This is a genomic window from Paraniabella aurantiaca (genome assembly GCF_050309965.1).
Classification (GTDB): domain Bacteria; phylum Bacteroidota; class Bacteroidia; order Chitinophagales; family Chitinophagaceae; genus Niabella.
This window is the reverse complement of the sequence record NZ_JBLOSY010000001.1, coordinates 2,122,581-2,146,741: the sequence shown is the minus strand read 5'-3', so window position 1 is coordinate 2,146,741 and position 24,161 is coordinate 2,122,581. Positions and strand designations below refer to the sequence as shown.

Sequence of the window (24,161 nt, the reverse complement as noted above, 5' to 3'; positions counted from 1 at the left end):
TGTTGTAATTTTTATATCTTGCGTGAATGGAGCAGGGAAAGAAGTTATTTTTTGATGTTTCGAAATTGCGACGCATATTTCAATATGCAGCTCCTTACAAAGGCAGGTTTTACTGGTCGGTAATACTGGCTATTGTTTTAGCAGCGCTAACACCCGTGCGCCCATTGCTGATACAGTTAACAGTAGATCAATATATAGCACAGTCGCTACCTAAAATGGTTATTTACGTAACCATTATACAAATGGGTATTATATTGATAGAAACGCTGATGCGTTTTGCTTTTTCATTTATTACCGCATGGCTGGGACAGGCGGTGGTAAAAGACATCCGGAATTCTGTTTATAAAAAAGTGCTGGGATTGAACCTGCGGCAGTTTGACCGAACGCCTATAGGCACATTAACCACCCGCACGATCAACGATATTGAGTCGATCAATGAAATCTTTTCTGATGGCCTGATTCCCATTATCGCGGATATGCTGTCGATTGTGTGCGTACTTGGCTACATGTTCTGGGTTGATTGGCAGTTAACCCTGATCGCACTGATACCCTTCCCTATTATGATTGCCGCTACTTACTACTTTAAAGAAAGTATCAACAAATCTTTTTTCAAAGTGAGAAATGCAGTAGCGGCATTGAACGCCTATGCCCAGGAGCATTTATCGGGCATGAGCGTGGTACAGGCATTCGCTGCAGAAAGAAACGAGTTCAATAAATTTAAAGCGATCAATAAGCAGCATCGCAATGCGAATATCAACGCCATTTTTGCTTATTCTGTTTTCTTTCCTGTAATTGAAATTGTACTGGCGTTATCAATAGGCCTGGTAGTTTGGTTTACGGCTAAGGAGGCATTAGACCTGCAGCAAAGCCAACAGGGTGTGGTTGTGGCATTTATTCTCTGCCTGAACTTATTATTTCGCCCCTTACGTATGATCGCGGATAAATTCAACGTGGTACAAATGGGAATTATTGCAAGCGACCGGGTATTTACCGTATTAGATAATGAGGATGAAGAAAAAGTGCCGGAAGGTGGATATACAGTGCCTGAAGATCGTGTAAAAGGTCAAATTGAATTTAAGAACGTAACCTTTGCCTATGTAGATGAGCATTGGGTGTTGAAAGATGTAAGCTTTGATATAAAACCGGGTCAAACTATTGCAATTGTAGGGCATACCGGCAGTGGTAAAACCACTATTATCAGCCTGATCAACCGCTTTTACAATATTCAGAAAGGAATCATTGAAATTGACGGCATTGATATTAAAAAGCTGCCACCCGATTACCTGCGTGAAAATATAGGAGTGGTATTGCAGGATGTGTTCCTTTTTTCTGGCTCTATAATGGACAATATTACGCTACGCAATCCGAATATAAGCAGGGAGCAGGTTATAGCCGCTGCCAAAATGATCAATATGCATGATTTTATTATGCGCCTGCCAGGTGGATATGATTATAACGTAAAAGAACGCGGGGCTACGCTTTCTCTGGGCCAAAGACAGTTGCTGTCTTTTATCCGTGCGCTTTTATACGATCCCTCAATATTGGTTTTAGATGAAGCTACTTCATCTATTGACACCGAGAGCGAAATACTCATTCAAAAAGCAACAGATACTTTAATTCAGAACAGAACCTCCATCATCATTGCCCATCGGCTAAGCACCATTCGCAAGGCCGATAAAATATTGGTTTTGGATAAGGGTAAATTAATGGAAGCCGGTACCCATAGCGAGTTACTGGCCAAAGGTGGTTTTTATGCCAGCCTGCATCAGATGCAGTTTGAAAAAGAAATGGCATAATCACACTCTAGTGCGGGATTACCTCTACTAATATTTCATTGCCCGACTTATCATAATAGGTGCAGGTCATTTTATTCATTTCGATTACCCATTTTTCAATACCCGACTTAGCACAGTCGTTGCAGAATGTAAGATAGTCTGTATTACCTTGCTGATGTGCTTTCAGGTCTGCTTTAAATTGTTCCTTGTCAGATGGTTCTGCAATCGCCAACTCAGGGTACTTTGGTTCTGCAGCAATTTGATAATTACTTGTACCGAAGTAATTAATACGCCCGTCGGAAACAAACGCTTCATAGCCCGTCACTCCCAGTTCCTTTATCTCCTGAATATAGGCAGGAAAATCTGCTCCTGATTGTACTTTGCTATGGGCCTGCTTAATTTGTGCTAAAGTAAACATCGTTTCGGTTTTAATTATCGTTCCAGAAAATGAACAAATAAGTTCAGGCTGCAAATATAATACAGTGATTCTAAAGAGATCAGCCCGCCGGCTGCTTATGTTTTTTAGTGGTAAACATAAATTTTGTTCCTACTCCTACCGTTGAATCAAGGCTAATTACGCCACCCATTTTATTGATCAGTTCCTTTACAATAGCCAGTCCCATTCCATAGCCTTTGTCACCGTAGTTATCGTTTGCTTCCTGAGCTTCGAAGAGATTAAAAACCCTCTCCATGAACTCATGGTCAATACCTTTACTATTGTCTTTTACATAAAATGCATATTCCTGGTTATTATCAGCTATGCCTATTTCTATTTCTGCTACCTCTTTATCGTTGTACTTAATGGCATTGGATATTAAATTGATCAATATCTGTTCCAGTGCAATTTTGTTGATATGAATGGACTCGAGTGATGTATTAAAATTGATGATACGTTTATCGTTACATGCAAACAAATCCTTTATTGCTGTTCTTAGTTCATCGAGTGAAACATTAGATGCGCTTTCATGTAGTAATTTATCAGACCGGCTTTGTTCCAGCAAATCGCTGATCAAATTTTTAAGCTTAGAGGAAGAGCCTTTGACAATTTGCAACAATTCTACAACATCTGGTCCTATCTCATAGGCCGTAGTCAATAAGTCGGCCACCCCGATAATATTATTGAGCGGAGATCTTAAGTCGTGAGCTACGGTGCCTACGAATTTCTCAAGGGCTTTGTTCTTTTCATTGAGCCTGTTAGTAACCCCTTCTAATTGAATTTTATTGCGACGTAGTTCAATCAGCCGCATGGCCTGCCTGGATAATGCTTTTAACGACTTTAACTGACTGTCTGAAAGCTGGCTGGGCTGATCGTGTACTACACATAAGCTACCCAAAGCATAACCATTCTCAGTTACCAAAGGAACACCTGCGTAAAAAACAACATGCGGCTCACCGGTAACAAAAGGGTTATCGGCAAATCGCTCATCCTCCCGGGCATCGGGTACCATGAATAACTCTTCCGGGTTATTGATGGCATGTGTACAAAAGGAAAGATGCCGTGGCACTTCTGATCCGGGTAAACCATGGCTGGATTTAAACCACAACCTGCCGCTATCAGCTAACGTGATCTGCGAAATTTTGGTATTGCAGATCTGCGATGCGATCTCAGTTATATTATCGAAGTCCTCTTCAGAAATAGTATCCAGTATATTGTATGAATAGAGTTCTTTTAATCTTTCCTGCTCGTTGGCAGGCATAGGAGGAAACTGCATGTATGTGTTTAGTTATGACTTATAGGGATTATTCAATCACCTGCTGAAGGCAGCGCGATATATACCACAAAGATAGGAAGACGCCACACACTGTAAAATTACATTGTATATAAATGTTTTGCTGCCAGGCTATTTTAACAATAATTGCTTATGCGTCTCAATGAGTTTTATTTAGCAAGCGTTATAGTTGTAAACTCCCGCTCAACCAACTCACCGGTTTTAGTTTTAACTGTTTCTGTTTCAGATCCGGTGTTTGCTATTTTCCAGGCAGTTTTTGCAACCACCTCTTCTACTTTTTTTGTGTCATACAGTTCAAAACCAAATTTCACAAAGAGTAATGTTTGCATAAATGCTTTTTGGGCAAATGTGATATTGAACCAGCCGCCTTCAGCTGTAATCCTGTTTATTTCATTTAACAGCGCTACAGGGTTCTTCCAGAAATAGATGGTGTTCACCGTAAACACTTTATCGAAACTGTTGTCATTAAAGGATGTTTGGTTTCCGTCATATAGAAAAAATGCAGCCTGTTTGTTTTCGACCCATTGTTGATTGAGCCTCCGGGCTTCTTCCGTCATCAATTCAGACATTTCCAATCCTGTATATTGAAGCGCGTCTGCCTTATTAAGCAAATATTCAATATGCCCGCCATTGCCATGGCCAATTTCAAGCACCCTATGCCCCACACGCAACCCAAGCCTGCTAATGGAATGGTGTGTCATGCCAATATTGTTTTCATTCATCATATTTGCTACATCAATACCCGCAGCGCCGTTAGGCTGCCTGAGCTGTGCCGCTAATTGTTCCAGTTCCTGTTGCGTTGCCATTATTACTATAGTGAGTTAAACAAACTTTGCATTGAACAATGTATCAGTCATGCATGATCAATTGCAAATTAGCCATTGTGAAGATTTTCATTGTCATAGTTTAGCCATCTATATCCTCTTAAAGATTAAATGATCACTGCTTTGCCACGGGCGTTTATACCAGTGTCCTGATAATCTGTCCGATCTCTTTTGCTTTACTCACCGTCATAAAATGGCCACCACCGTCTATCACATAATCAGCCTTAACGTTCTTTATAGGTAAGATCCGGTCTTTATTACCATGAATATGGATACTATTGACCGGCATCGTTACATTTTGCCAATTGATAATTTCGTTGATCGCCCATTTAAAGAACCCCGGGTCGGTGTCCTTTAGAATGTCGCTGAGCAATTGTTTTTCCGGTTTTGTTTTCACGCCAAAAAACCAATCGGCTATTGCATTAGGACGCGTTAATTTACGTTCGGGAATCAACTTTCTCAACTTCAATAAACACTTCATCAAAAATCCGTGTGGTAACTCATTTTTTGTTTTTGCAGAAGCTATTAATATGATCTTTTCAACGGGAATCAGCTTGGATATTTCAACAGACAACATACCGCCAAAAGACAACCCCATTAAGATTGATTGCGGCTCTATCCTATTTTCCGCAATGCGTTTTGCATAATGGGTCAGGGGTTCATTGGGTTCTGGTTTAATCCATTCAATATGGTTGATGTCGAGACCATAAAAATCGATGTTTTTAAAGACACGCTGGTCTACACCCAGTCCGCTGAATACATAGATCTTATTCAATGGCTTCAGCAATTTAATTATTCTACAATCTTTTTCAGTCCATCTATTACCAAGCCCCAGTTTTCTGCCGAATGCTTAGCCTTATCATCGTCGTAGTTGGTTTGGGTAATCGTGAGCGCTGTGCCTTCGTCTACCGGCTTTACCGTATAGGTTACAAACAAATAGTTTTCGGGAATATCTTCCTTCCCGCTCCAACTACTTAAATAGGTAAACGAAAGCTTTTCGTTAGGCACATATTCCTGTATAATACCTTTATCGATATAGGTTTTACCCTCATACTCACCCGTCCAGGTAATGGCGCCGCCCGGCCTCCAGTCACCCTGTTGATCAGAACCAAAAAAATACTGCTTTACCAGTTCCGGGTTCGTTAACGCATCCCATACCTTTTCAACCGGTGCTTTGATGATGGTTTGATAAGTAGCTATATGGCCCGTTTGCATGTTGTATGTTTTATGTTTGAAAAGAAGGCTGTTTTAAACTACTAAGTTAAGACAAGCTACATAAACATCGCCAACAATGACACAAGTATATCCCAACATTGTCTTACTTTAATTAAAAGCCTGTCGAAATTCTAATGGCGAAAGATTGGTTTTGCTTTTAAATAATTTGCTGAAGGATTGGGAATGTTCAAAGCCCAGTTCGTAAGCTATTTCACTCACCGTTAAAGCCGTGGTAGATAGTTTCTCTTTCGCTTTTTCGATCAGTTTATTATGGATATGCTGTTGCGTTGTTTGCCCGGTTAGCGATTTTAACAGGCTACCCAGGTAATTGGGTGTCATACGAAGCTGCGCGGCTATTTGTTGGGCTGTAGGCAGTCCTTTGTTGATCAGGTCATCATTAGCAAAACAAGCATCCAAGGCCTGCTCCAGCCGCTCCAGCACCTGGTGCCCGCTCTTCTTACGGGTAATAAACTGCCGCTGGTAGAATCGCTCACAATAATTCAATAACACCTCGATCTGGGCTATAATGATATTTTGGGTAAACTGGTCGATACCTGATTGATACTCCTGCTCAATTCCCTTGAAAAGCCCCATCAATAAAGCTTCCTCTTTTTCAGAAAGAAATAATGCTTCATTCACATCATATCCAAAGAAGTCGTAGTTGTGGATCGTTTTAGCCAACGATGTATTCCATAAAAAATCCGGATGAAAAGCCAGCAGATAACCCGAAGCCTTCTTCACGTGATCAGCAGGTTTATCAATGTGCACATGAATCAATTGCTTAGGTGCTACAAAGCAAACCAATCCCTCATCAAAGTCATATTGCTTTTGACCGTACCTGAACTTGCCCTGGATATCGCGTTTCAGTCCAATAAAATAAAGATCCTGTATCCAGCCAATCTCTTCCTCTTCCACCTGGTATTCTACCTGGCTATAGTCTACCAGGCTTACCAGCGGATGTTGTGGTTTGGGAAGCCCGCAAATGGCATGAAAATCATTTATCGTGTCAATGGTATAAAGCTTACTATTTTTCATAATGATGATTTAAAGGGCGACAGCCGTATTAGTGCTGCCGCCTGTTTTACCTGTGGTTCATTAAAAATCAGTAGACCTGCTGATGGTTTCGTGCTGCGCTATTTCTTCACCCAATGTTTTCAGCGTTTTTCCCGCCAGCTCAAATGCATCAGAACCTAAAAGCAAATGTACAGGAGGATTTTCCATTTCAGCTAATTCTATTAAGGCCACTGCAGCTTTATCCGGATCACCGGGCTGGTTGCCATCAATTTCCTGCTCATGCGCGGCCTGTATCTTCCGGGCTACCGAATAGGCTTCAATCTCATTGGCTGGAGTATTTAAAGATCCGCCCGACAGGAAATTCGTGCGGAAATAACCCGGGTATACTACCGTAGCTTTAACGCCAAATTCTTTCACTTCTGCAGCATAAGACTCTGTAAATCCTACCATTGCGAACTTGGTGGCGCAGTATACACCCCAGCCGGGAAAATCGCCGGTCAATCCGCCTATAGAAGCAATATTAATGACAATACCGCTTTGCTGCTTACGCAAATAAGGAGTGGCTTTACGTATTACATTCAATGCGCCAAATACATTGGTGTCGAAGTTAGCACGCGCTTCTTTATCGCCTAATTCTTCCAGGGTGCCCAGCTGTCCGTAGCCAGCATTATTTACTACCACATCGATGCTGCCCCATTTGGCTACCGTTTTATCAATAGCATTGCCCACACTGCCTTCGTCCAGCAAATCAACTTCTAAAGACAACAAACCCGGATGCTGGCCTAACGCTTTTTCCAGGCCTTGCAAAGTGCGGGAAGTAGCTGCCACCCTGTAACCTTCACTTAATAATTTTTTTACCAGGCTTAAACCTAACCCTTTTGAGGCGCCTGTAACCAACCATACTTTCTGTGTTTTCATTTTTTAATTTTTTGTTTTATTAAATCAACACAGCAAAGATCGGATGGCAAAACAGGTAGCATGTGGCGAAAACAACGGATGTTGTAGCCAAAACAACGATTCGAAAAAAAACAGGAAAATTTTGCTACTGTAACCTGCGGTTACGGGTTAATTCGATCTGGTCGATACTACCTACAGGGGCAATTTTTATGTTTTTATTATTCCCTGTTACATAAAAACAATAAGTACTATTGGAACCGATCAAGTGTACCGGTTCTGTTTTCCCATTTCCAAAGCTTATAGTGTAGTCCAAATTAAGATCGCCGGTTTTTATCTTTTTCGCCTGCCTGAAACCTTCAGCCACACCAATGCCAGAAAAGAAGCCCAGCAGTATAAATACCAGTGTTTTGATAAACATATTAGTAAAATGAATAGCACTTTCTTCATCATTCATTTGTACTCCGGATTTAAGTCCTGCTACTTTTTTCACCCAATTCTTATCCCTTCGCTTAGCTAAATAAGCCGGTAGCCCATAAGCACTCATAGCCATCAGTATTACAACAGCAAAAACAAGCGGGTGCGAAACCAGATCTTCAACCGGGCTTATTAAAATATCTGTGATCGTTGAATACCTCATGATATTAATGCCTAACTGGTAATAGAGAATGCTCTCCTTGAGCACACCCATAACGATCAGAAAAAGATAACCAAACGGTAGCAGCTTCTGTATGCCTGTTGTAAACTTCATGTTTTGTTTTAGTCTTAATGGAAAAGCAAATGTAGGAATCGGTTTTTTCAAAATATCACCTTTTAGTGAGTTAAGTAAAACTCAGTTAGTCATTCTCTGACCATCTCTTTACTAATGGCTGTAAGATATGTTGCCGGATAGCTTTCTTTAAAATTGCCTTATCTTGTATAAAACGTGCCAAGGCAGGAGATAGGTGATAATACAGGTGAACCATTAACCGGCCGGTTTTTGTCTGTTGCAGTACATTGTCGCGGTAACGTCTTAACACCAATACTTCTTCGGCATCATAATTTCCATAACATGCAGTTGCAATAAAACAGCCTTCTGTTTTTTTAAATACGCCGGGAGGCACAATTTTGTCAATATACTCTAGCGACTCTTTCAAACCTTTGCCGGTTTGGTCTTTATAATATTTAACGGCGTGCAGTTTACCTTTCGTACGCGCTATCTCAATAACCCGCTGCGCCATAGTAGCATTTTCTTCAGATCCTGACACAGCAATAGTCGTAGCATCATTCTGCTGACTCATTTGTCCATTATCTACCAGTTGATCTACATATTCCTTACATTGATTCAGGCTCCAACCCGTATTGTCCTTACAATATTTAATAGCGTTCAATTTTCCCGTTGTTTGTGCTATTTCAATGATCCGCTGATTGAGAGTACCTAGATCAGGTGAAGTATTTGCCGGGGGTGTATCGACTGCCCGAGATGCGGTTTTTAGTGGCTGTTCAACGATTTTTGATGGCGCCGCATCAGTATCTGTAGCCTTAAATGTATAACCACAGCTTAAACAGATCAAAGTGAGTCGTCCGTTGCTTTTTTCTGCGGTACTTAATTGCTTAGACTGGCAGGATGGGCAGCGGATATTTAAGAGTTGACTCATAAATCTAAGTTAATCAGTATATGCATCTTTGCCAAACTTAAGTGCTCCCCTCTTCTAAACCGGCTGCTGCAATGGAAACATCTTTCCCTTTACTAAACTTTCTTACTACCCACGGTAAGGTAAGCCCTTGCCCCAGCAAAGAGAAAAGCACCACGGCAATAGAAAGAAAAATAATTTCGTTACGCATCGGAAAGGGATGATGATTATTCACAGTCAATGGGAGACCCAGGGCAATAGCCAGTGAAACAATACCGCGCATACCTGCCCAGGTAATGATCAGGCTGGTTTTGGAATCAAACAACGCATCCTCACTAATACGCCGTTTCCCTTCAAAGGCCTTTTGCAGGTTAAATTGCTGCATAAATACCCTGATCAACCTGATCAGAAAAGTGATAACGGTGATAATACCTGCATAGCCTATATAGGTCCATATCTGGTCGGTCTCCATTCGTTTTAATACCAGGGGAAACTGCAGCCCTATCAAAACAAATATTAACCCATTTAATAAAAAGATATTAACGTCCCAGAAATTGCGCGACTGTTGTTTGATGTGCTCAGGAAACCTGTTCTTGCTTAGCCAAGACATGTTAAGCCCCAGCACCACAACGGCTATTACACCTGACACTTCAAAATGCTCGGCTACCAGGTAGGTAACAAAGGGCATTAACAGCATCAGGCTGATCACCACCATAGAATTGTCTCTGAAAAAACGCAGCACAAAACCTAATAGCTTCGCGATGATGATGCCTACCAGGAAGCCGCCTCCCAGGACGATCAAAAAATCAAACAGTGCTTTCCACCACACAAAAGCCACGCCTGTAACAGCAGCTACAGCAAACCGATACGCTACCAATGCTGAAGCATCATTCACCAGGCTTTCGCCTTCGAGTATGGTTACGGTTTTATGAGGCAACCCCAGCCCCTTTGTAATACCAATAGCTGCAACTGCGTCGGTAGCAGACAGTGTAGCACCCAATACAAACGCCAAAGGCCAGCTCATTCCCGGAATTAAATAATGGGCTACGGCGGCAATGCCCGCTGTAGTAATGAAAACCAGCCCTATAGCCAGTGTACTAATGGTATTGATATTAGTTTTGAAATCTTTGGCAGAAATATTAAAAGCCGCATCGTATAACAGGGGAGGCAAAAAGATCAGCATGATGATCTCCGGGTCCAGTTCTATAGCAGGCATACTAGGCGTAAAGCCCGCAATCATACCTACCACAATCAATAATACCGGCACTGGCACTTTGAGCTTATCGGCAAAAGCGGAAGCACCTAATGTTAATGCCATAATAATAAGGATAATGGTATAATGCTCCATACTGTTATAAAGATAATATTTGCTTTGAATACATGAACATCCAAAGAGCACCGGCAATAACAGAAGCTAGCAGCAGTGTTTATATTGTTGCTATTTGCCGAAATCAATAAATAACAATAACAAAGCAGCCGTTACAACGGCGAAGATGTTTATTTCAATCCAATACCCATTTCAATTACCTTATTTATCCATTGCTTACGCCGATCTTCGTCAGCCGTTTTAATAATCCCGATATAACTTACCTTAACGGGAGTAATACCGCAGAACTGCAACACCGATCGCCTGAGCTGATTGACACTGGGTCTTCCAAACGCAAGCCGGTAATAAATACCCGGCTGATCGAGCGTGGTAATGATATGTGCCGTTTTTCCTTTCAATAGCTTATCCCACCAAACGGAGCCTTCGCGATACTTGAAGGCATAACCCGGTAAAAACACCCTGTCAATAAAGCCTTTGGTAATGGCAGGCAAGCCTCCCCACCAAACGGGGTGTACCCAAACCAGGTGATCGGCCCATTGAATGCTTTCCCATGCAGCAACTAAATCGGGTTCCCAATCTATTCTTTTACGATACCCATATTGCAGGTTAGGATTGAATTGAAGATCAGCAATAATCAATTCCCTTACTTCTGCACCCGATCGAACGGCGCCCTCTTTATAGGCACCCGCCAGTGCGAAGCATAACGATTCTTTATTAGGATGACCATTAATGATTAGTACTTTTTTTGACATATTCCCGGTTTTTCCAGGAAGACGGATTAGGTTGAGATTTATTTTAAATCTTGTCGAATATGTCAGAAAAAAGGGTAACGATTATCATTCTGTTATTTCTACCAGGTTGCCTTCTGTATCCAGCACTACGCTTTCATAGTAGCCGTCGCCTGTGGTACGGGGCTCTCCCGCTATGGTGAAGCCGTCTGCTCTCAACCTTTCAGTAAGCAGGTCTACCTGCTCTTTGCTACCCACTGATATAGCCAGGTGCGTAATGCCGGTCATCAGCCCTCTTTGACCGGTAGTAGCTATAATATCCGGCCGATGCATTAATTCGATACGGGCACCGCCGTCTTTAAAAGAAATAAAATAAGAAGTGAAATTTTTTGTAGGATTATGATACGGTTTGCTTGCTACCATATCAAAGTAAGTAAGGTAAAAATCTTTTGCTTTTTCAAGATCTTCTACCCAAAAAGCTATGTGATCTATTTTCATAGACTAAAAATAGTGATTATCGTAATTGTAAGATAATTGATAATGACGATCTTCCTTCCTTTCTATTATCCTAGTGAACACGCAAAGCTTCTCTTACGTTTCTAGCTGTATTTCTCCTGCCGTAACTCATGCCGGCGTTTCAACTTAATGAGCTGGAGTTTTAAGCCGTCGTAGTATAAGCCGCCTATAAGCAATGCCGCAGGTACCCCTAAAGCATAAAAGCCAAAATAGGTATATAACACCCCTCCCGCTATTCCTCCTAAAAAGAAAAAAGCAATAATTCGCAACCTAAGCCTGATAGTAGCTAACAGTTTGTTCTTTTGTTCTTTCCTTTTATAGAAGAATAATTGGGAGATCTCTATACCCAAATCTGTGAAGAGACCGGTTAGATGGGTAGTTCTTACCATGGCTCCTGAAATTCTTGTTACCAATGAGTTTTGTAAACCCATGGCAAAAAGCAAGCTGCAGGCAATAAGATCAGCATACCCTGAAACCAGGTAAGGTCCTGCCATTGCAACACTCAACAATATCAAACTTTCAAAAAGACCGGGAATAATATAAACAAACCTTTCGTTCTTCCTCATAATCATTTCTACCAGAAGGCTGGAGATAAAAGATCCAAGAAAAAAGAATAAGATATATAAAAAGTACACTAAACTCCGGGACCATTGAAGTTTAAAAACCTCATCTACAAAAAAGGCAAAATGCCCGGTTACATTAGTAGTAAGCCGTTGTACAGATATAAAACCAGCTACATTTACTACACCTGCTACAAAAGACAACAGGGAGGCAATTTTTTTATTATGATTTAACGTTCTGGTTTTTCCGCTGTGTCTAAACATACTGCAGGTTTATCAGCTTCATAGCCAATTACACTGCAAAATTACAGTTTACTGCGCGTATCTTAGCCGGGACTCACAATGCACAGCATTACTGCATTTTATCGAGCCATTGTTTCAGTTGCTCTTCGCTCAACCATTTTTCAATTTGAATTGAAGCAGGCAATGTGGAGAAACTGCGCTGCACATATAAGCCTCTTTGATAGGAAGGTTCTTTTAAAAGGATTACGCGCCGGCCATCTAATGGTTCGATATCTTCAGGGCTGCCTTCGCTCCATATCCAATGGTCACTGTCGCTGTTGCCGCTTTCTTTATGCGATGCGGAAAGTATCGGCCAGGTACACATATCCCATTTACCTGCAACAGAAGCTTCCCCATCCTGCGGTCCGGTGCCATCTACCACTGCAGTAAGTTCGGCATCGATGGCATCTCCAAATTCAGGTATACTCATCAATAACAGCTGTAATTGAAAATTATCAGCAATGCCACTGATCGTACCTGTAAAAGCTTTTTTCTGAGATAGTTCCACCACCAATATAGGCTCATTGAAAAGCACGCTGAATAAGGTACTCAGCCAACTGCAGGCATTGCTCACCTGTATATAGGGCTTTACCCGATCGTATAACAAAGCTTTACCTTTATTAAAAAGTTGCAAATCGCTGCTGTAGGTTGACACCAGGCAGGGGTATATTTTTTCCAGCCAGTCGTCGGCTTTCACTTGATCAGGATGCTCAGTGGCAACCGTCTCCCGCATCTTATCCACTGCTCCATAAGGATCTTCGTCTTCATCATCCGTTGTTTCCATAACCGTTACAGAAGCTTTTAGCAATGGTTCGGCTATATCAAGATTTTTAATGGTTAATCGCTCTAGCGCTCCAATGAAGTGTTTGCCTTCATATCCTTTTTCTACCAGGTAGCCACAAAGCATAATAGCATTCACTGCATTTTCAACAGATCCCGTTTCAAATACTCCTGCCAGCGATTCCATTGCCGCAGCTGCCTCTTCGTTTGCTGCACCTGGTAGCAGATCTAAAAACCAATTGATCGCTGATTTCACGTCGTTGCCATCAGAGGTTGCAGAAGCAAGTGTTTGCGTTAATCTGGCAGCGGCTGCCGGAAATGTTTGCTTTTCAGACATGATACAATTTTATTCTTTTAATGGTTATTACACTAAATTATGCTAATAGTAAATGTAGTTAAAGTAACTTACACCATAGCAGAAGACCTTAGAAATCAGGGAGCTCATTTCTCACTTTAACACCCTGCATCTCTAGCTTGTCCTTAAGCCCTAACCAGGTGTTATCTCTAAGCGTACCGGCCGGGTAAAGATTGTATCTAAAATCTTTTGTTATAACCCGCAGACTATCGGGCATCTTTCCATGCGTTTCAAAAACTACTTCTTCAATATTTGAGAGCCGATAAACCTTTTTTCGCCACCAAAGATTATGATTTTTTACTACCAGAAAAGACGAAGACACTTTAAAATAGTGCATCAGCCATGAATTAAAGAGAAACCAGAAAGTGCCCAAAACGGCGATAACTATCCAGGCCCCTACCCTGACGCTGCTCCCCATCACCAAAAGTCGATAGGCAATAAAGCCACCTAATCCCCAAAGTATAACACCCCGAAACGACATAAATTGGTTGCCTATAAAAAAATCATATGACTCACTAGCCATTTCGTTAGAATCAACAGACTTCAACTCCGGTACGACAAAGTCTCTTTTGTTAATGACAACCTGCTTTAAAAAAGTCTTTAGCTTCCATGAATTCTCATACATATCATCATATATATATTTTATCTGTCCATTTTTAAACCTTAAACTGGCTGCCTCCATTGGATAACCCAACAAATACGGAAAATTCTTCTTCCCTGTATATATTATCTCCTCCAGGTCATCTACTGAAAATATTTCTTTATTAAAACAAATGAAGTTGCAGTCTATACGAATAATGGGCACATTCTTCCAATAAACATAAGCAGAATAAAATCCCGTAAAACAAGTCATGCCATTAAAGACGACAATTAGTATAATTTTTGAAATCGTATACTGATCCTCTCCATGTTTAAACAGAATCAATGGCATCAACGAGCCCAGCGCAAGCAAAGACAGGATAACGACAATATTTACCAGGTAAAATTTGATTTTATGCCTTACTGATACTACAGTCATAATAAAATATAAATGTAATAATAAACTTTATGTCTATTGTATGAGCCAGTTTCTCCCAACTAAATATTTCCTGCACTTTTCACAAAAACCGGTTTCTTCATTCAATGGATTTCGGCCTTCTGCATTCCTCATATAACAGGATTTTACAGGACAGTGTGGTAGCCCAGAGGCATGTCCTAATTCATGAACAGCCAGCTTATATAGCGGTTCATCTGCCTGCATTTTTGAAAGCCTGAAAGTCGATACAATGCAAGAACGGCCGGGCCAGTAGCTTAATCCCATCACACCCCAATCGGGAATGTCATTTTTACCAATGCTAATGTCCTTATCAGTAACACCCAATACTATTACATTTTTATCCGGGTGTTTTACTAACAAAAAATTCAGCAGAGAATCGGCCCGGTAACGTTGCCTTGGTGCAGAAAATGCCAGCTTTGGCAAATCAATTGTTGCACTCACTTTAACAGCATGAAAATGCAACTTTAATCGCTTTGCGATAGCATCTACCTGCTTTTGAGAAATACCTGAAAATGGCTGTACTACGATTGTTGTAGCAACAGGCATTACGTTCTTTTTCTTTTCGGAACAAGCTACACTCAATAAAACGGCCGTCACCATCATTAACCTAAACAACCAATAGATTCGGGGTTTACGCATGCTCATTTGTCCAATATATTAGCCTGTGCCTGCTCCAATAATCTATTGATAAAGTCGAACAATGCTGTTGCCTGGTATTTAAACGAAGTCTGGTACTTGATCCTTATACTGCTACCCGAGAGCTTATCGAAATATACCCAGCCACCGATCTCTCGCATCATATATTTGGGTTGCGTATTCGCATTAAATACGCTATCAGGTTGATAATTTGCTAAAAAGTCTTCATGTATTTGCTGAATGATTTTGAGGTTCTCTACCATCACCTTCCCAATGTTGATATTTTCCTGTTGCCACTCTACATAAGGATCAAAATAAAGATTGCCCTCAAAGTCATAGCGTTGATCGTAATACCCGATAACTGAAGAAAAATCAGGGAACTTAACCGGCAGGTCAGAATGCCTGGGTAGTATCAGGAAAGGCGACAACCTATCGTCGATTATCTCAATAATATCGCCGTCAATAGTTCTCGCAATAGTGAGACCATTTAGCGCCCGGGTTTCTTCGACCACTTCCCAATTCCAAAAATCCATGTAGTCCAAAAAATTATTCTGTATAAAACCGGGATCGGGTTCTTCGATCATTAACAGTTCATTGATGGAGCCAAAGCCTAATTGACCTAAAAAGCTTTTATAACCGTCGGGTAACGAAAATTTTACCGATTGATTTATTTGCTGCAATTGATGATCAGACAGCGGTTGTAGCTTGCCTACTATAAAAACATTTTCGTTCATAGGGTCTATTCTATAAGTTGGTTGAAGCTATTCATTTTCTTCGTTGCTTTTTACCTCTATATAGCTTTCAGGCGTGTATGTTACTCTTGCAAAATTTTTGGTAATGAGTTCTGTAGCTACTACCTCTCCACTTTTAAATTTCAGGATCTTATCTCGCCATATCTCGTTTTTCCGATAAAACTGTCCATCTATCTTTAAAAACCGGTGATCTTTTTCTGTAACATGATACGCATAGTCTAATTCAGCATCAATCCGGAGTTCTCCTTCCAGGCATTTATCTGTAAACCACAAATTAATCTGAAAAGTATGATCGGTATTGTTCGCAAACTGGTAGTCGCGGTAATTATAGAAAACGGTAGCCCCGCTGCCAAAAGGTAAAACCCGCCCATCATCAGGAAACGGATCGAAGGAATGATGATAACGCTCTGTAACCGTTAAAGGACTATGAATCACCAACCAATGAATAAGGTTAGATATCTGGCAAATACCGCCGCCAATTCCTGCTCTCGCTTTTCCGAAGGATAACTCCATTCCCAATAAATATCCCTTTCGCCTGGTGGGTAAGCCTACCAATTTGCAAAAGGAAAAAGTTTCGCCCGGCCGGATGAGGATGCCATCAATTTGCTTTGCTGCAATTTTCAAATTAGTTACTTTATTTACCTGTAACTGCCTGTCGCTGTCGCCCAGCTTTTTTAATAGAACCGATTGATGTTTTTTTATCCTAAAAGGAAGTTTTTCAGTTGAGTGTTTGCGGGTGTATGTTGTAGTATCAAAATACCATTGGCTATAACGCCTCAACCGCCTAACCCAAACGGCGAGGAAGTATAATGCGGGGTGTCGCTGACTAATTAATCTCCTTTTTGTCACAGTATGTTGCATGAATAAGCTAACAAAGGCCAGTATCCTCACTCAATTTTCTTACGCTGCTCATTATAAAGACCCACCAACAGGCTATTACCATTCTTATCTATCTTTACGCCTCCATACTTAGCACTGTCATATTTTTCGGCCTGTCCTTCTTCAAAAAAGAAAGATTCGGCACCTATATTTACGTTCCAATAATCCGGCGCGGTATATGTAATAAGATGCTCTCCTTTATGTAGCGGAATTATATTTTTTTGAAACCGTACCCGGTTGGCTACGCCATTCGAATCTAACCGAACAACGCAATAGCCGCGTTTAGGCATACTGTCAGCATTAAGGTTTTCAGAGATAGCATACCTCAATGTCATATAATCACCCTGCATTAAAGAGCGGGGATCAACAGGGGCCAATTCCAACAAAACCAGTTGCCCCTCTTCCAACAATTGCTCTTTTTTTATAATAGAGTAATTGAAGTAAACCAGTAATACAACCAGGTTCACCAATATAACGATCCATTTAATTTTTTTCATTGGTGCCTAATTTTATGTGCGTGAACAGGTAAATAACAATAAAAAGAATACCCGACGAAAATAGTAATATCGATTTAGTGAGCAGGGTTATATTAAGATCATAATAATATTGTGAGATAAAATAGATAAAGGCCAAAACACCCAACACAAAACCTGTTTTATCATTGATTAAAAAGCTTAGCAGAATAATTAAGATAGCGCCTGATATGGCAGGTGAAGACAATGTAGGCAATAATACCAAAACGGTAAAAACGCTGATCAAAATTTTGTGTCGCATCTTAGTTACATTCAGTATTGCAAATAATTGGAATACTACATAAACAATAGCAGCAATAATAACAACAGAACACAGCCAGCTATAACTAAAGTAAGCATGCACCAACCCATTCTTACCAACCAACACCAACCCGGCAAGAAAAGAGAACACGAGCCCCGTTCTCAAGGGGTTATAGAGCCTGGACAATGCTTTATTGCTGGTAATGATGGCTGCTTCTTTAAGGAAGAGCCAGGCCATTAGCAAGGCCATTACTGCTACATACAAGCTAACCAGGTTGTACTGACGATTAGATAGGATAAGTGTCAGTATGCTTCCGTTTACGATCAATAAAGCCACAAAGGACAGTATATAGGTTTGTACAGATACCAGGGAGCAAAAGGCGATACCAATAAAAACAGTAAAAATAATGTTCGCATTTACCTGCATCTTGTCCAAACCTACCCCCAGTAATACAAAGCCTATAATAAAGAAGGAGACGCATAGGGTGTCCATAATTATTTTATCCGCCTTCCTGCTTAACACAGCAGATCCGGCAATAGCGGCTATTCCTAAAAACAATAAGCCCATTTCAGAATCGTACAGGCCTACCAAAAAAAGAAACCCGATAAATGCCAGGCTAGCCAGTATGCCACCTACAACAGACAGTATTTTCACCGCAATGGATGGATGGACGTGATCATGCTTTTGATACGTAGCAATAATAGCGTCCGCATCATATCGAACCTTTTCGTCGCCGTTAGCTATATGTGCTAACAATACTTCTATATGCTCCTTAGTTTTCATTTTTATCGTTTTCGTGTTGATCTGCTAAACCTAACTGAGATGCCTCATTGTTCCATTGCCGCTGCAATGAAAGGAGCCCCTTTATTACCAGTGTTACACTGCCAATAATAAACATACAAACAAACAGGAGCATGGAACCATAATCTGAGGTTTTGAGCAGTAAAGCAGATAATATAATGATCATGCTGAGTGGAATAATCGAGAGATAAATCAGCTTCCTGGCTTTTAAGCCATACAGTATACCGACTGCAAAAGCCACTATGGTGAATAAAACCAGGAAAGGAAAAGATCCAGCGTTTCCTTCAAAAACGCCTATCACCATCCCGATGGTAGCGTAGGTAACCGATGCCAATGCGATGGTATTTAAAAACCAGCCTGGTGCATGCAAATCTTTTTTATACTTCGACAGTAGGATGAAACCAAATAGCACCAGGGCATTCACAACAAAGAGCAGGGTGAAAATAAAAATCTCGTCCCAGTCTTTCGCCACTTGCTGGGTATATAATATGACAGTGGTATTAATCAATAACAGATACAGCAACCATAGTGGTGCAAAATTTGATACTACTGCCCACAGGGTTATAAACACCACCCATGCTAAAAAGAAATCATAAGCATTGGCTCCTGTTTGGTACACCTGCCCAAATACCGCGAACAGCACACCTACTAAAGCCGCTGCGCCGGTTAGTATAATGTTCCTTGTATTAGCGTTGAGTTTAGGAAGAAATATTAAACCCGTTGTTACCATGATCAGGGCTTCCACCAATCCTATTTTGGCAAACTTGTGCAGGCTGGCCCAGTTGTAGGCAAAAAAGAAAATGATACCGGCCACTGTAAACCCAATGCCCAATGTTATAAAAAACAACTGCAGAAACTTTTGCCAGGCTTCTTTATTGTTGTAAACATGGGCCTCCAACAGACCGGCTACTTTCTTTTTGTCCAGGTTACTATGGCGGCTTACAATATGTACATCTTCCCTTTCTATATTGTTCATATACAAATATGTTTAAAATTCAGGACAACACTTGTTTTAATACCACGATTGAACAGATGATTAACAATATCTCCGATTAGCTGTCTAAATTATAGGGATTGCAGGTGTTATAGTTTGATATTTGTCAAAAAATATGATAAGGCTTTGTCAATTGCTCAATCTCTATTAATATCGTAATTTCTAGCGTCCCTTGCAAGATTGATTTGCGGGAACTACTAAGCATTACTTAACTGCGATGGCGCGAAGACGCCAGGAATTTACAAGGCTTAGGCAGGTTTATTGTATAGAATACAGTAAGGCCAGTTCAATTCCGCTTCAATAAGCCTAATACACATTATCCAGCTTCACCTTTGTCAGCTTCTTCAAACTACCCTTCTGCGTTTTAGTATGCCCCTGCCAGTGATAGGTTTTGCCGCTTACCTGGGTAATGATGCCCGTTTTGCCAGCCTGCTCATATATTCGATACACTGCCGATGCATTTTTAAAAACAACAGCCATATCTCCAGGCTTGTTTTCAAAAGTAAAGTCATGGCTTTGGTACACGGCTTCCAACGGATAAGAAAACTCCACCTCATCCTTATTTTTAAGAACCGCATAGTACAACATACGGTCGTTAAAATTAAATAACACTACCTGCTTACCGTTTTGAGGCACTTTAAAAGATAGTATTACATCCACCCCCTCCTCACTCAGATCAATGCTTTTAGCAGTCGATGCTACCATTCTTTTACCATTCCATTTTTCGACGGTGCTGGTATAAAAAGGTGCATGATATTCTTCTGTAACTATGCTGATTTCTTTAGGTATGTTATTTACTACGCTATACTCCGAAGATTGGTGCCAGCAACAGCCGTCCTTAGTCATGGTGTAGATTTTCTTTTCTTTGGCATCCACGCTAAACATGCCGCAGTTTTCCTGTGCCAGTTTTGTAAAAGCCTCATTAAAACGAAAGCCCTGCCCTGTAGCCAGGTAAATACGAAAGGAAGGTCCATGATAGCAACTGTTCTGTCCATCGCAAATGGCAAAGTCTTTTTTACCATCAAAATTGTAATCTTCGTACATAATGAGGCTTTGCTCACCGTATGGTAGCGACTTGACATTAGCCTTGGCTTTTCCATCGTGTAAGGAAAGTGCCAGCTCTTCAGCATCCACTTTAATCAGCTGTTTATTAGTTTGGGCATTATAGATAGCTACCCAACCTTTACTAAACACTTCGCTTGTATCGCTGATAAAAATTTTACCGTAATACTCTTTTGAAAAATGATCTACTTTAAATACGGTTTGTCCACAGCAAAACACAGAAATCAACAAAGCAGCCAGGGTAGCATTAAATTTCATAAGAATTAGTTGTGTTGCAAATTTACTAGTTATACTATTGAACTATTAAGGGATGAGGACCATTAGGGAGAACGCTTAATGATCCTAAACTTGTTAATGGTTTAATTTTTCTCCACTGCTTCGCCTATATTTCTTGAACCATGAAGGCATTAAGGTTATTAAGAAGAAGAACGCTTAATGATTCTTAACTCCTCTTACCATATTATTTTTCAAAGTCTACTTTATACAGCGTTAGGTACTGCGCAGGCAAATGCAAGGCCGGAGCTGATCTTGAGATAACACAGCCAGAACTATCTGCCCCGCTTTTTATAGTAATATCATTACCTGATACTTTTACCTCAGCAGGTGTTTTAAATAAGAAAAAATACTGCTTGTTTTGATAAACGCTTACGATGTTTAAATCGTTTTGCTTTTCCACCTTTAAAAAATCCGGTGCGCGGCCTCCCATGGATGGAGGTACGGCATAATTGGCAGTGCCTATAACGAAACGCTTATCCTTGCTCAATGCAGTTAATGCTTTCGCTATTGGCTCATCATAATCGTAAGAACTCCCGGTTGATTTAATATTGGTGATCAGCTTCCAGTTTTTGTCATACAGGTTAAAAGCATTACCATCTTTCACTGCTATATAATCAAAGCGCTCTTTATAAAAATGATCCCAGGGCTTTACATCCTCCTTATATTGATATTGTTGCTCCGAAGCGTAATCAGTTGCGGCAGTATTATTATAAATACTAAAAGGAAAATCATACTCGTCAGAATTAATTTCTTTCACCTTCACCATTTTTTTATTGTTTTTAAAAACATAATAATTGCTGCGTTTGGGAAATTCCGTTTTTGGTTCTCTAACTATTTGCGGAGGAGTTAGTCCATTTTTATCTTTTTTGGGAGCAGGCTTAGGGCTTGCATCTTTGATAAGTTTCGGTAATTTTTGAAATTTTGCAACAATATAGTCCGGCCCCAGGTTCTTAAACTCATAAAATTTTTCTTTCAGCGGAATTTGCAATCCAGACTTCTGGCCCTGTAAATATTCTTTCTTATTGTTAGTGATGAATTCAAAATACTCGTCCTGTATATAAACATGATTGGGTTGAAATTCATCATACTCCTTTTTACTTCCGTTGTATAAATGAAACACCAGGGTTTTACCCTTCTTATTTTCAAGAATAGTAAGACTATCAATTGAATTGTGTCTTTCCCAATCTGAGTAAGCAGCTTTTACAACATCATTGCCTTGCACATCAGTAATACCATACAAGCCATTGTGCTGATAAGTGAAATACTTTTGCTGGGCTAAGCCAACAAGGGGCAACATGAGAAACAGGAATAATAATTTTTTCATAAAAGGTTTTGAATATCTATTTTTTTACACAGGTCTTAATATAGCTCTGGTACAATTAAAGTTCAAAAATAGGGATATATTAAATTTCTTTTTAAAACATTAAGGGATAAAGGTAATTAAGAATAGCGCTTGATGAGGCCTGATTTCTTTATAATCACTCATACATAGTAGCTCCCTTAAATATATCAGCAAATAATTTCCAGCTCGCCTCGTTGGCATTTATGTTTTGTTGTGTATTATCATAGTAGCCTTGTATATCTTCAGCATAAGCGCTTATAGCTTCTAAAAAATCTGGCAGGGTTTTGTTCTCCCAACTGTCAGGATTTTCAATAAAATCTCTTCTTAGCTGCTCTATAAATTCTATAAAGGTTTGCCGACTATGTATTTCAAAATCTGCAGTTTCATTCGTCATATTTTAATCTTATAAGGTATAAAGGCAATTAAGAAGAATATCTTACGTTTTAATGCTTTGATTCTATAGGGATCCAAATTTCTTCTTCTGACATAGGATCATTATTCTGGTATTTATCACCCAGCACTTCAAAATGTGGCCTGTTGCTTAAAGTATAGTTGGAACCGGGCAACCATGTTTCAAAAATATACTGAAAAATAGAATTATCTGTATTCAATCCTTTATAGGCAAAAACTGCGTAAAGGCCGCCCTGCAAAATAAAGGTCTCCATTCCTGCTGGTACACTTTCAAAATTTGCCACTTCAACCGCTGCCCATCTTTCAAACTGGTTCGTTGGTTGAAAGTCGATAAAATGTTTTGGGCCATAAATAACTAATGATATCAGATCACCGGTCAGGTTATTAGCTATTTCTTTATGCCTGGGTACAAAGCTTTGCCAGAGCTCACCAATTTTATAGTGAGCAAAACTCATAGTTAGCCGTTTGCCTATTAATTTCTTTTCTGATATTGTTTCAATGCGTGGTTCTATCATTGACTTTAACATTATTTCAACCTATCAATACTCATTAGGATACAAAGACACTGAAGCCACATAATCACCATTCTTATCAACATACCGGGCCCTTAATTCTACATCATTTTTTTTGAACACCGTAAGGTCGGGATTTTTTGCAACTGCTTTTAGCATCGCTTCCTTTTGCACATCTTTGAGCGCCTGCGTATCAATTTGTGTTTTTTCTATAGTAGTAAGCGTGTAGTTATATTGAAAAGTTTTGCCCGACAACGCATTAACACCGTCAAATCTTGTTGTGCTATCAATTATAATAGGTACATGGGCATTGATCTTATTAGCAGCCTGTATTAAATCGTCATTAAAACTGGTATCTGAAGTACCAAACGCTACCCTTAGAATAAAGCTTATAAATGCGACTATGATTATCCCGAATATGATTCTTGCACCAGTACTTGTTTGTTTTTGTATTTCGTACATATAGGTTATTTATTTTTCTCCATTATCAGCAGCTCGAATGTTTCTGGTATGAAGGCAATTAAGAACAACGCCTTAATGAACCTTAACTTCTTAATGTTTTACTTCTTCCCCGTTACCAGCAGCTCGCACACTTCAACACCCAATACCTCAGCAATTTTAAATAAACTTTCAACCGTAGGTTGGTTATCATTGGTGCACCATTTGGAAACAGCAGCTTTACTAACACCCATTGTTTCAGCCAGCCATATATTGGTTTTTTCCTTTTCGATCAGGACAATTTTTATTCGATTGAAGCGTCGTTTTTGTTTTGCCATCAATTGTATTTCAGATGCGGAAAGTGATTTAGAGGCAACTAACTGAAAAAACATGAATAAGCATCAAAAAGAAAAAATAGACCTATTTAAAATTAATTAATTAACTTTAAGTAAACTTTTAATACTTTTGTTAGACTTTAATAAAGAGATAATGATTCTTATAGATACTTCTTAATGATCATCTAAATTTGCAAGCACATAAGTAATTTATAGCGTGTTTGCTTTATTCTCGTTCTCCGAAACTACGACCTTCGAAACGAACCGGGAAATAAGGTAAATCGCTCACGTTCTTGCGTG

At 40.0% G+C, this 24,161-nt stretch carries 28 protein-coding genes; 1 reads left to right on the top strand and 27 read right to left on the bottom strand.

Going from position 1 to position 24,161, the window contains the following annotated elements:
* Window positions 1-26: 26 nt before the first annotated feature.
* Window positions 27-1,796: an ABC transporter ATP-binding protein gene (locus ACLOAU_RS09375; protein WP_427861606.1), complete on the top strand. Its 1,770-nt coding sequence runs from the start codon at window positions 27-29 to the stop codon at window positions 1,794-1,796.
* Between the two features lie 7 nt (window positions 1,797-1,803).
* Here the strand turns inward: ACLOAU_RS09375 and ACLOAU_RS09370 are convergent, their stop codons facing one another.
* From ACLOAU_RS09370 to ACLOAU_RS09240, 27 genes are all read right to left on the bottom strand, one after another.
* Window positions 1,804-2,193 carry a DUF1398 domain-containing protein gene (locus ACLOAU_RS09370; protein WP_427861605.1) on the bottom strand — a complete coding sequence of 130 codons (390 nt, stop codon included), beginning with the start codon at window positions 2,191-2,193 and terminating at the stop codon, window positions 1,804-1,806.
* Between the two features lie 79 nt (window positions 2,194-2,272).
* Entirely contained in the window at window positions 2,273-3,487 is a 1,215-nt protein-coding gene (locus ACLOAU_RS09365; protein ID WP_427861604.1) for a GAF domain-containing sensor histidine kinase, read from the bottom strand.
* A gap of 167 nt (window positions 3,488-3,654) precedes the next feature.
* Entirely contained in the window at window positions 3,655-4,311 is a 657-nt protein-coding gene (locus ACLOAU_RS09360) for a class I SAM-dependent methyltransferase (RefSeq protein WP_427861603.1), read from the bottom strand.
* 154 nt (window positions 4,312-4,465) lie between these two features.
* Entirely contained in the window at window positions 4,466-5,104 is a 639-nt protein-coding gene (locus tag ACLOAU_RS09355; protein WP_427861602.1) for an alpha/beta fold hydrolase, read from the bottom strand.
* Window positions 5,105-5,121: 17 nt separating this feature from the next.
* Complete coding sequence (locus ACLOAU_RS09350; RefSeq protein WP_427861601.1) at window positions 5,122-5,544, bottom strand: SRPBCC family protein; 423 nt, start codon at window positions 5,542-5,544, stop codon at window positions 5,122-5,124.
* A 108-nt stretch (window positions 5,545-5,652) separates the two neighbouring features.
* Complete coding sequence (locus tag ACLOAU_RS09345; RefSeq protein ID WP_427861600.1) at window positions 5,653-6,579, bottom strand: helix-turn-helix domain-containing protein; 927 nt, start codon at window positions 6,577-6,579, stop codon at window positions 5,653-5,655.
* 60 nt (window positions 6,580-6,639) lie between these two features.
* Window positions 6,640-7,476, bottom strand: a complete 837-nt coding sequence (locus tag ACLOAU_RS09340; protein ID WP_427861599.1) for an SDR family NAD(P)-dependent oxidoreductase — start codon at window positions 7,474-7,476, stop codon at window positions 6,640-6,642.
* A gap of 124 nt (window positions 7,477-7,600) precedes the next feature.
* A complete protein-coding gene (locus tag ACLOAU_RS09335; RefSeq protein ID WP_427861598.1) occupies window positions 7,601-8,254 on the bottom strand; it encodes a hypothetical protein in 654 nt (217 codons plus the stop codon).
* A gap of 34 nt (window positions 8,255-8,288) precedes the next feature.
* On the bottom strand, window positions 8,289-9,089 hold the full coding sequence (locus tag ACLOAU_RS09330) for a CFI-box-CTERM domain-containing protein (RefSeq protein WP_427861597.1): 801 nt from the start codon (window positions 9,087-9,089) through the stop codon (window positions 8,289-8,291).
* Window positions 9,090-9,126: 37 nt separating this feature from the next.
* Window positions 9,127-10,413, bottom strand: a complete 1,287-nt coding sequence (locus ACLOAU_RS09325) for a Na+/H+ antiporter (RefSeq protein WP_427861596.1) — start codon at window positions 10,411-10,413, stop codon at window positions 9,127-9,129.
* A gap of 149 nt (window positions 10,414-10,562) precedes the next feature.
* Complete coding sequence (locus tag ACLOAU_RS09320) at window positions 10,563-11,144, bottom strand: NAD(P)H-dependent oxidoreductase (RefSeq protein WP_427861595.1); 582 nt, start codon at window positions 11,142-11,144, stop codon at window positions 10,563-10,565.
* 84 nt (window positions 11,145-11,228) lie between these two features.
* Complete coding sequence (locus ACLOAU_RS09315; RefSeq protein WP_427861594.1) at window positions 11,229-11,618, bottom strand: VOC family protein; 390 nt, start codon at window positions 11,616-11,618, stop codon at window positions 11,229-11,231.
* Between the two features lie 101 nt (window positions 11,619-11,719).
* Window positions 11,720-12,460, bottom strand: a complete 741-nt coding sequence (locus ACLOAU_RS09310; RefSeq protein WP_427861593.1) for a YoaK family protein — start codon at window positions 12,458-12,460, stop codon at window positions 11,720-11,722.
* 88 nt (window positions 12,461-12,548) lie between these two features.
* Window positions 12,549-13,595 carry a hypothetical protein gene (locus ACLOAU_RS09305; RefSeq protein ID WP_427861592.1) on the bottom strand — a complete coding sequence of 349 codons (1,047 nt, stop codon included), beginning with the start codon at window positions 13,593-13,595 and terminating at the stop codon, window positions 12,549-12,551.
* A gap of 88 nt (window positions 13,596-13,683) precedes the next feature.
* Window positions 13,684-14,631 carry a hypothetical protein gene (locus tag ACLOAU_RS09300; RefSeq protein WP_427861591.1) on the bottom strand — a complete coding sequence of 316 codons (948 nt, stop codon included), beginning with the start codon at window positions 14,629-14,631 and terminating at the stop codon, window positions 13,684-13,686.
* Between the two features lie 33 nt (window positions 14,632-14,664).
* Window positions 14,665-15,294 carry a hypothetical protein gene (locus ACLOAU_RS09295; protein WP_427861590.1) on the bottom strand — a complete coding sequence of 210 codons (630 nt, stop codon included), beginning with the start codon at window positions 15,292-15,294 and terminating at the stop codon, window positions 14,665-14,667.
* Entirely contained in the window at window positions 15,291-16,019 is a 729-nt protein-coding gene (locus tag ACLOAU_RS09290; protein WP_427861589.1) for a hypothetical protein, read from the bottom strand. Before ACLOAU_RS09290 ends, ACLOAU_RS09295 begins: the two co-directional genes overlap by 4 nt.
* Window positions 16,020-16,046: 27 nt before the next feature.
* On the bottom strand, window positions 16,047-16,886 hold the full coding sequence (locus tag ACLOAU_RS09285; protein ID WP_427861588.1) for a VanW family protein: 840 nt from the start codon (window positions 16,884-16,886) through the stop codon (window positions 16,047-16,049).
* 38 nt (window positions 16,887-16,924) lie between these two features.
* Window positions 16,925-17,413 (bottom strand): GDYXXLXY domain-containing protein, encoded by a 489-nt coding sequence (locus tag ACLOAU_RS09280; protein WP_427861587.1) that lies wholly within the window; start codon window positions 17,411-17,413, stop codon window positions 16,925-16,927.
* The gene (locus ACLOAU_RS09275) at window positions 17,400-18,473 is read right to left on the bottom strand and encodes a DUF4401 domain-containing protein (protein WP_427861586.1); all 1,074 of its coding nucleotides are present in this window, start codon (window positions 18,471-18,473) and stop codon (window positions 17,400-17,402) included. The genes ACLOAU_RS09280 and ACLOAU_RS09275 overlap by 14 nt, the downstream gene beginning before the upstream one ends.
* Window positions 18,463-19,467: a DUF2157 domain-containing protein gene (locus tag ACLOAU_RS09270; RefSeq protein ID WP_427861585.1), complete on the bottom strand. Its 1,005-nt coding sequence runs from the start codon at window positions 19,465-19,467 to the stop codon at window positions 18,463-18,465. The genes ACLOAU_RS09275 and ACLOAU_RS09270 overlap by 11 nt, the downstream gene beginning before the upstream one ends.
* 324 nt (window positions 19,468-19,791) lie before the next feature.
* Complete coding sequence (locus tag ACLOAU_RS09265; protein ID WP_427861584.1) at window positions 19,792-20,805, bottom strand: XAC2610-related protein; 1,014 nt, start codon at window positions 20,803-20,805, stop codon at window positions 19,792-19,794.
* A 202-nt stretch (window positions 20,806-21,007) separates the two neighbouring features.
* Window positions 21,008-22,147, bottom strand: coding sequence for a hypothetical protein (locus ACLOAU_RS09260; RefSeq protein WP_427861583.1), 1,140 nt, complete (start codon window positions 22,145-22,147; stop codon window positions 21,008-21,010).
* 154 nt (window positions 22,148-22,301) lie between these two features.
* Complete coding sequence (locus tag ACLOAU_RS09255) at window positions 22,302-22,559, bottom strand: DUF7660 family protein (protein WP_427861582.1); 258 nt, start codon at window positions 22,557-22,559, stop codon at window positions 22,302-22,304.
* Between the two features lie 49 nt (window positions 22,560-22,608).
* Entirely contained in the window at window positions 22,609-23,091 is a 483-nt protein-coding gene (locus ACLOAU_RS09250; protein ID WP_427861581.1) for a GyrI-like domain-containing protein, read from the bottom strand.
* A gap of 24 nt (window positions 23,092-23,115) precedes the next feature.
* Complete coding sequence (locus ACLOAU_RS09245; protein ID WP_427861580.1) at window positions 23,116-23,550, bottom strand: DUF8479 domain-containing protein; 435 nt, start codon at window positions 23,548-23,550, stop codon at window positions 23,116-23,118.
* 98 nt (window positions 23,551-23,648) lie between these two features.
* Window positions 23,649-23,864 carry a helix-turn-helix domain-containing protein gene (locus ACLOAU_RS09240; protein ID WP_427861579.1) on the bottom strand — a complete coding sequence of 72 codons (216 nt, stop codon included), beginning with the start codon at window positions 23,862-23,864 and terminating at the stop codon, window positions 23,649-23,651.
* Window positions 23,865-24,161: the final 297 nt, after the last annotated feature.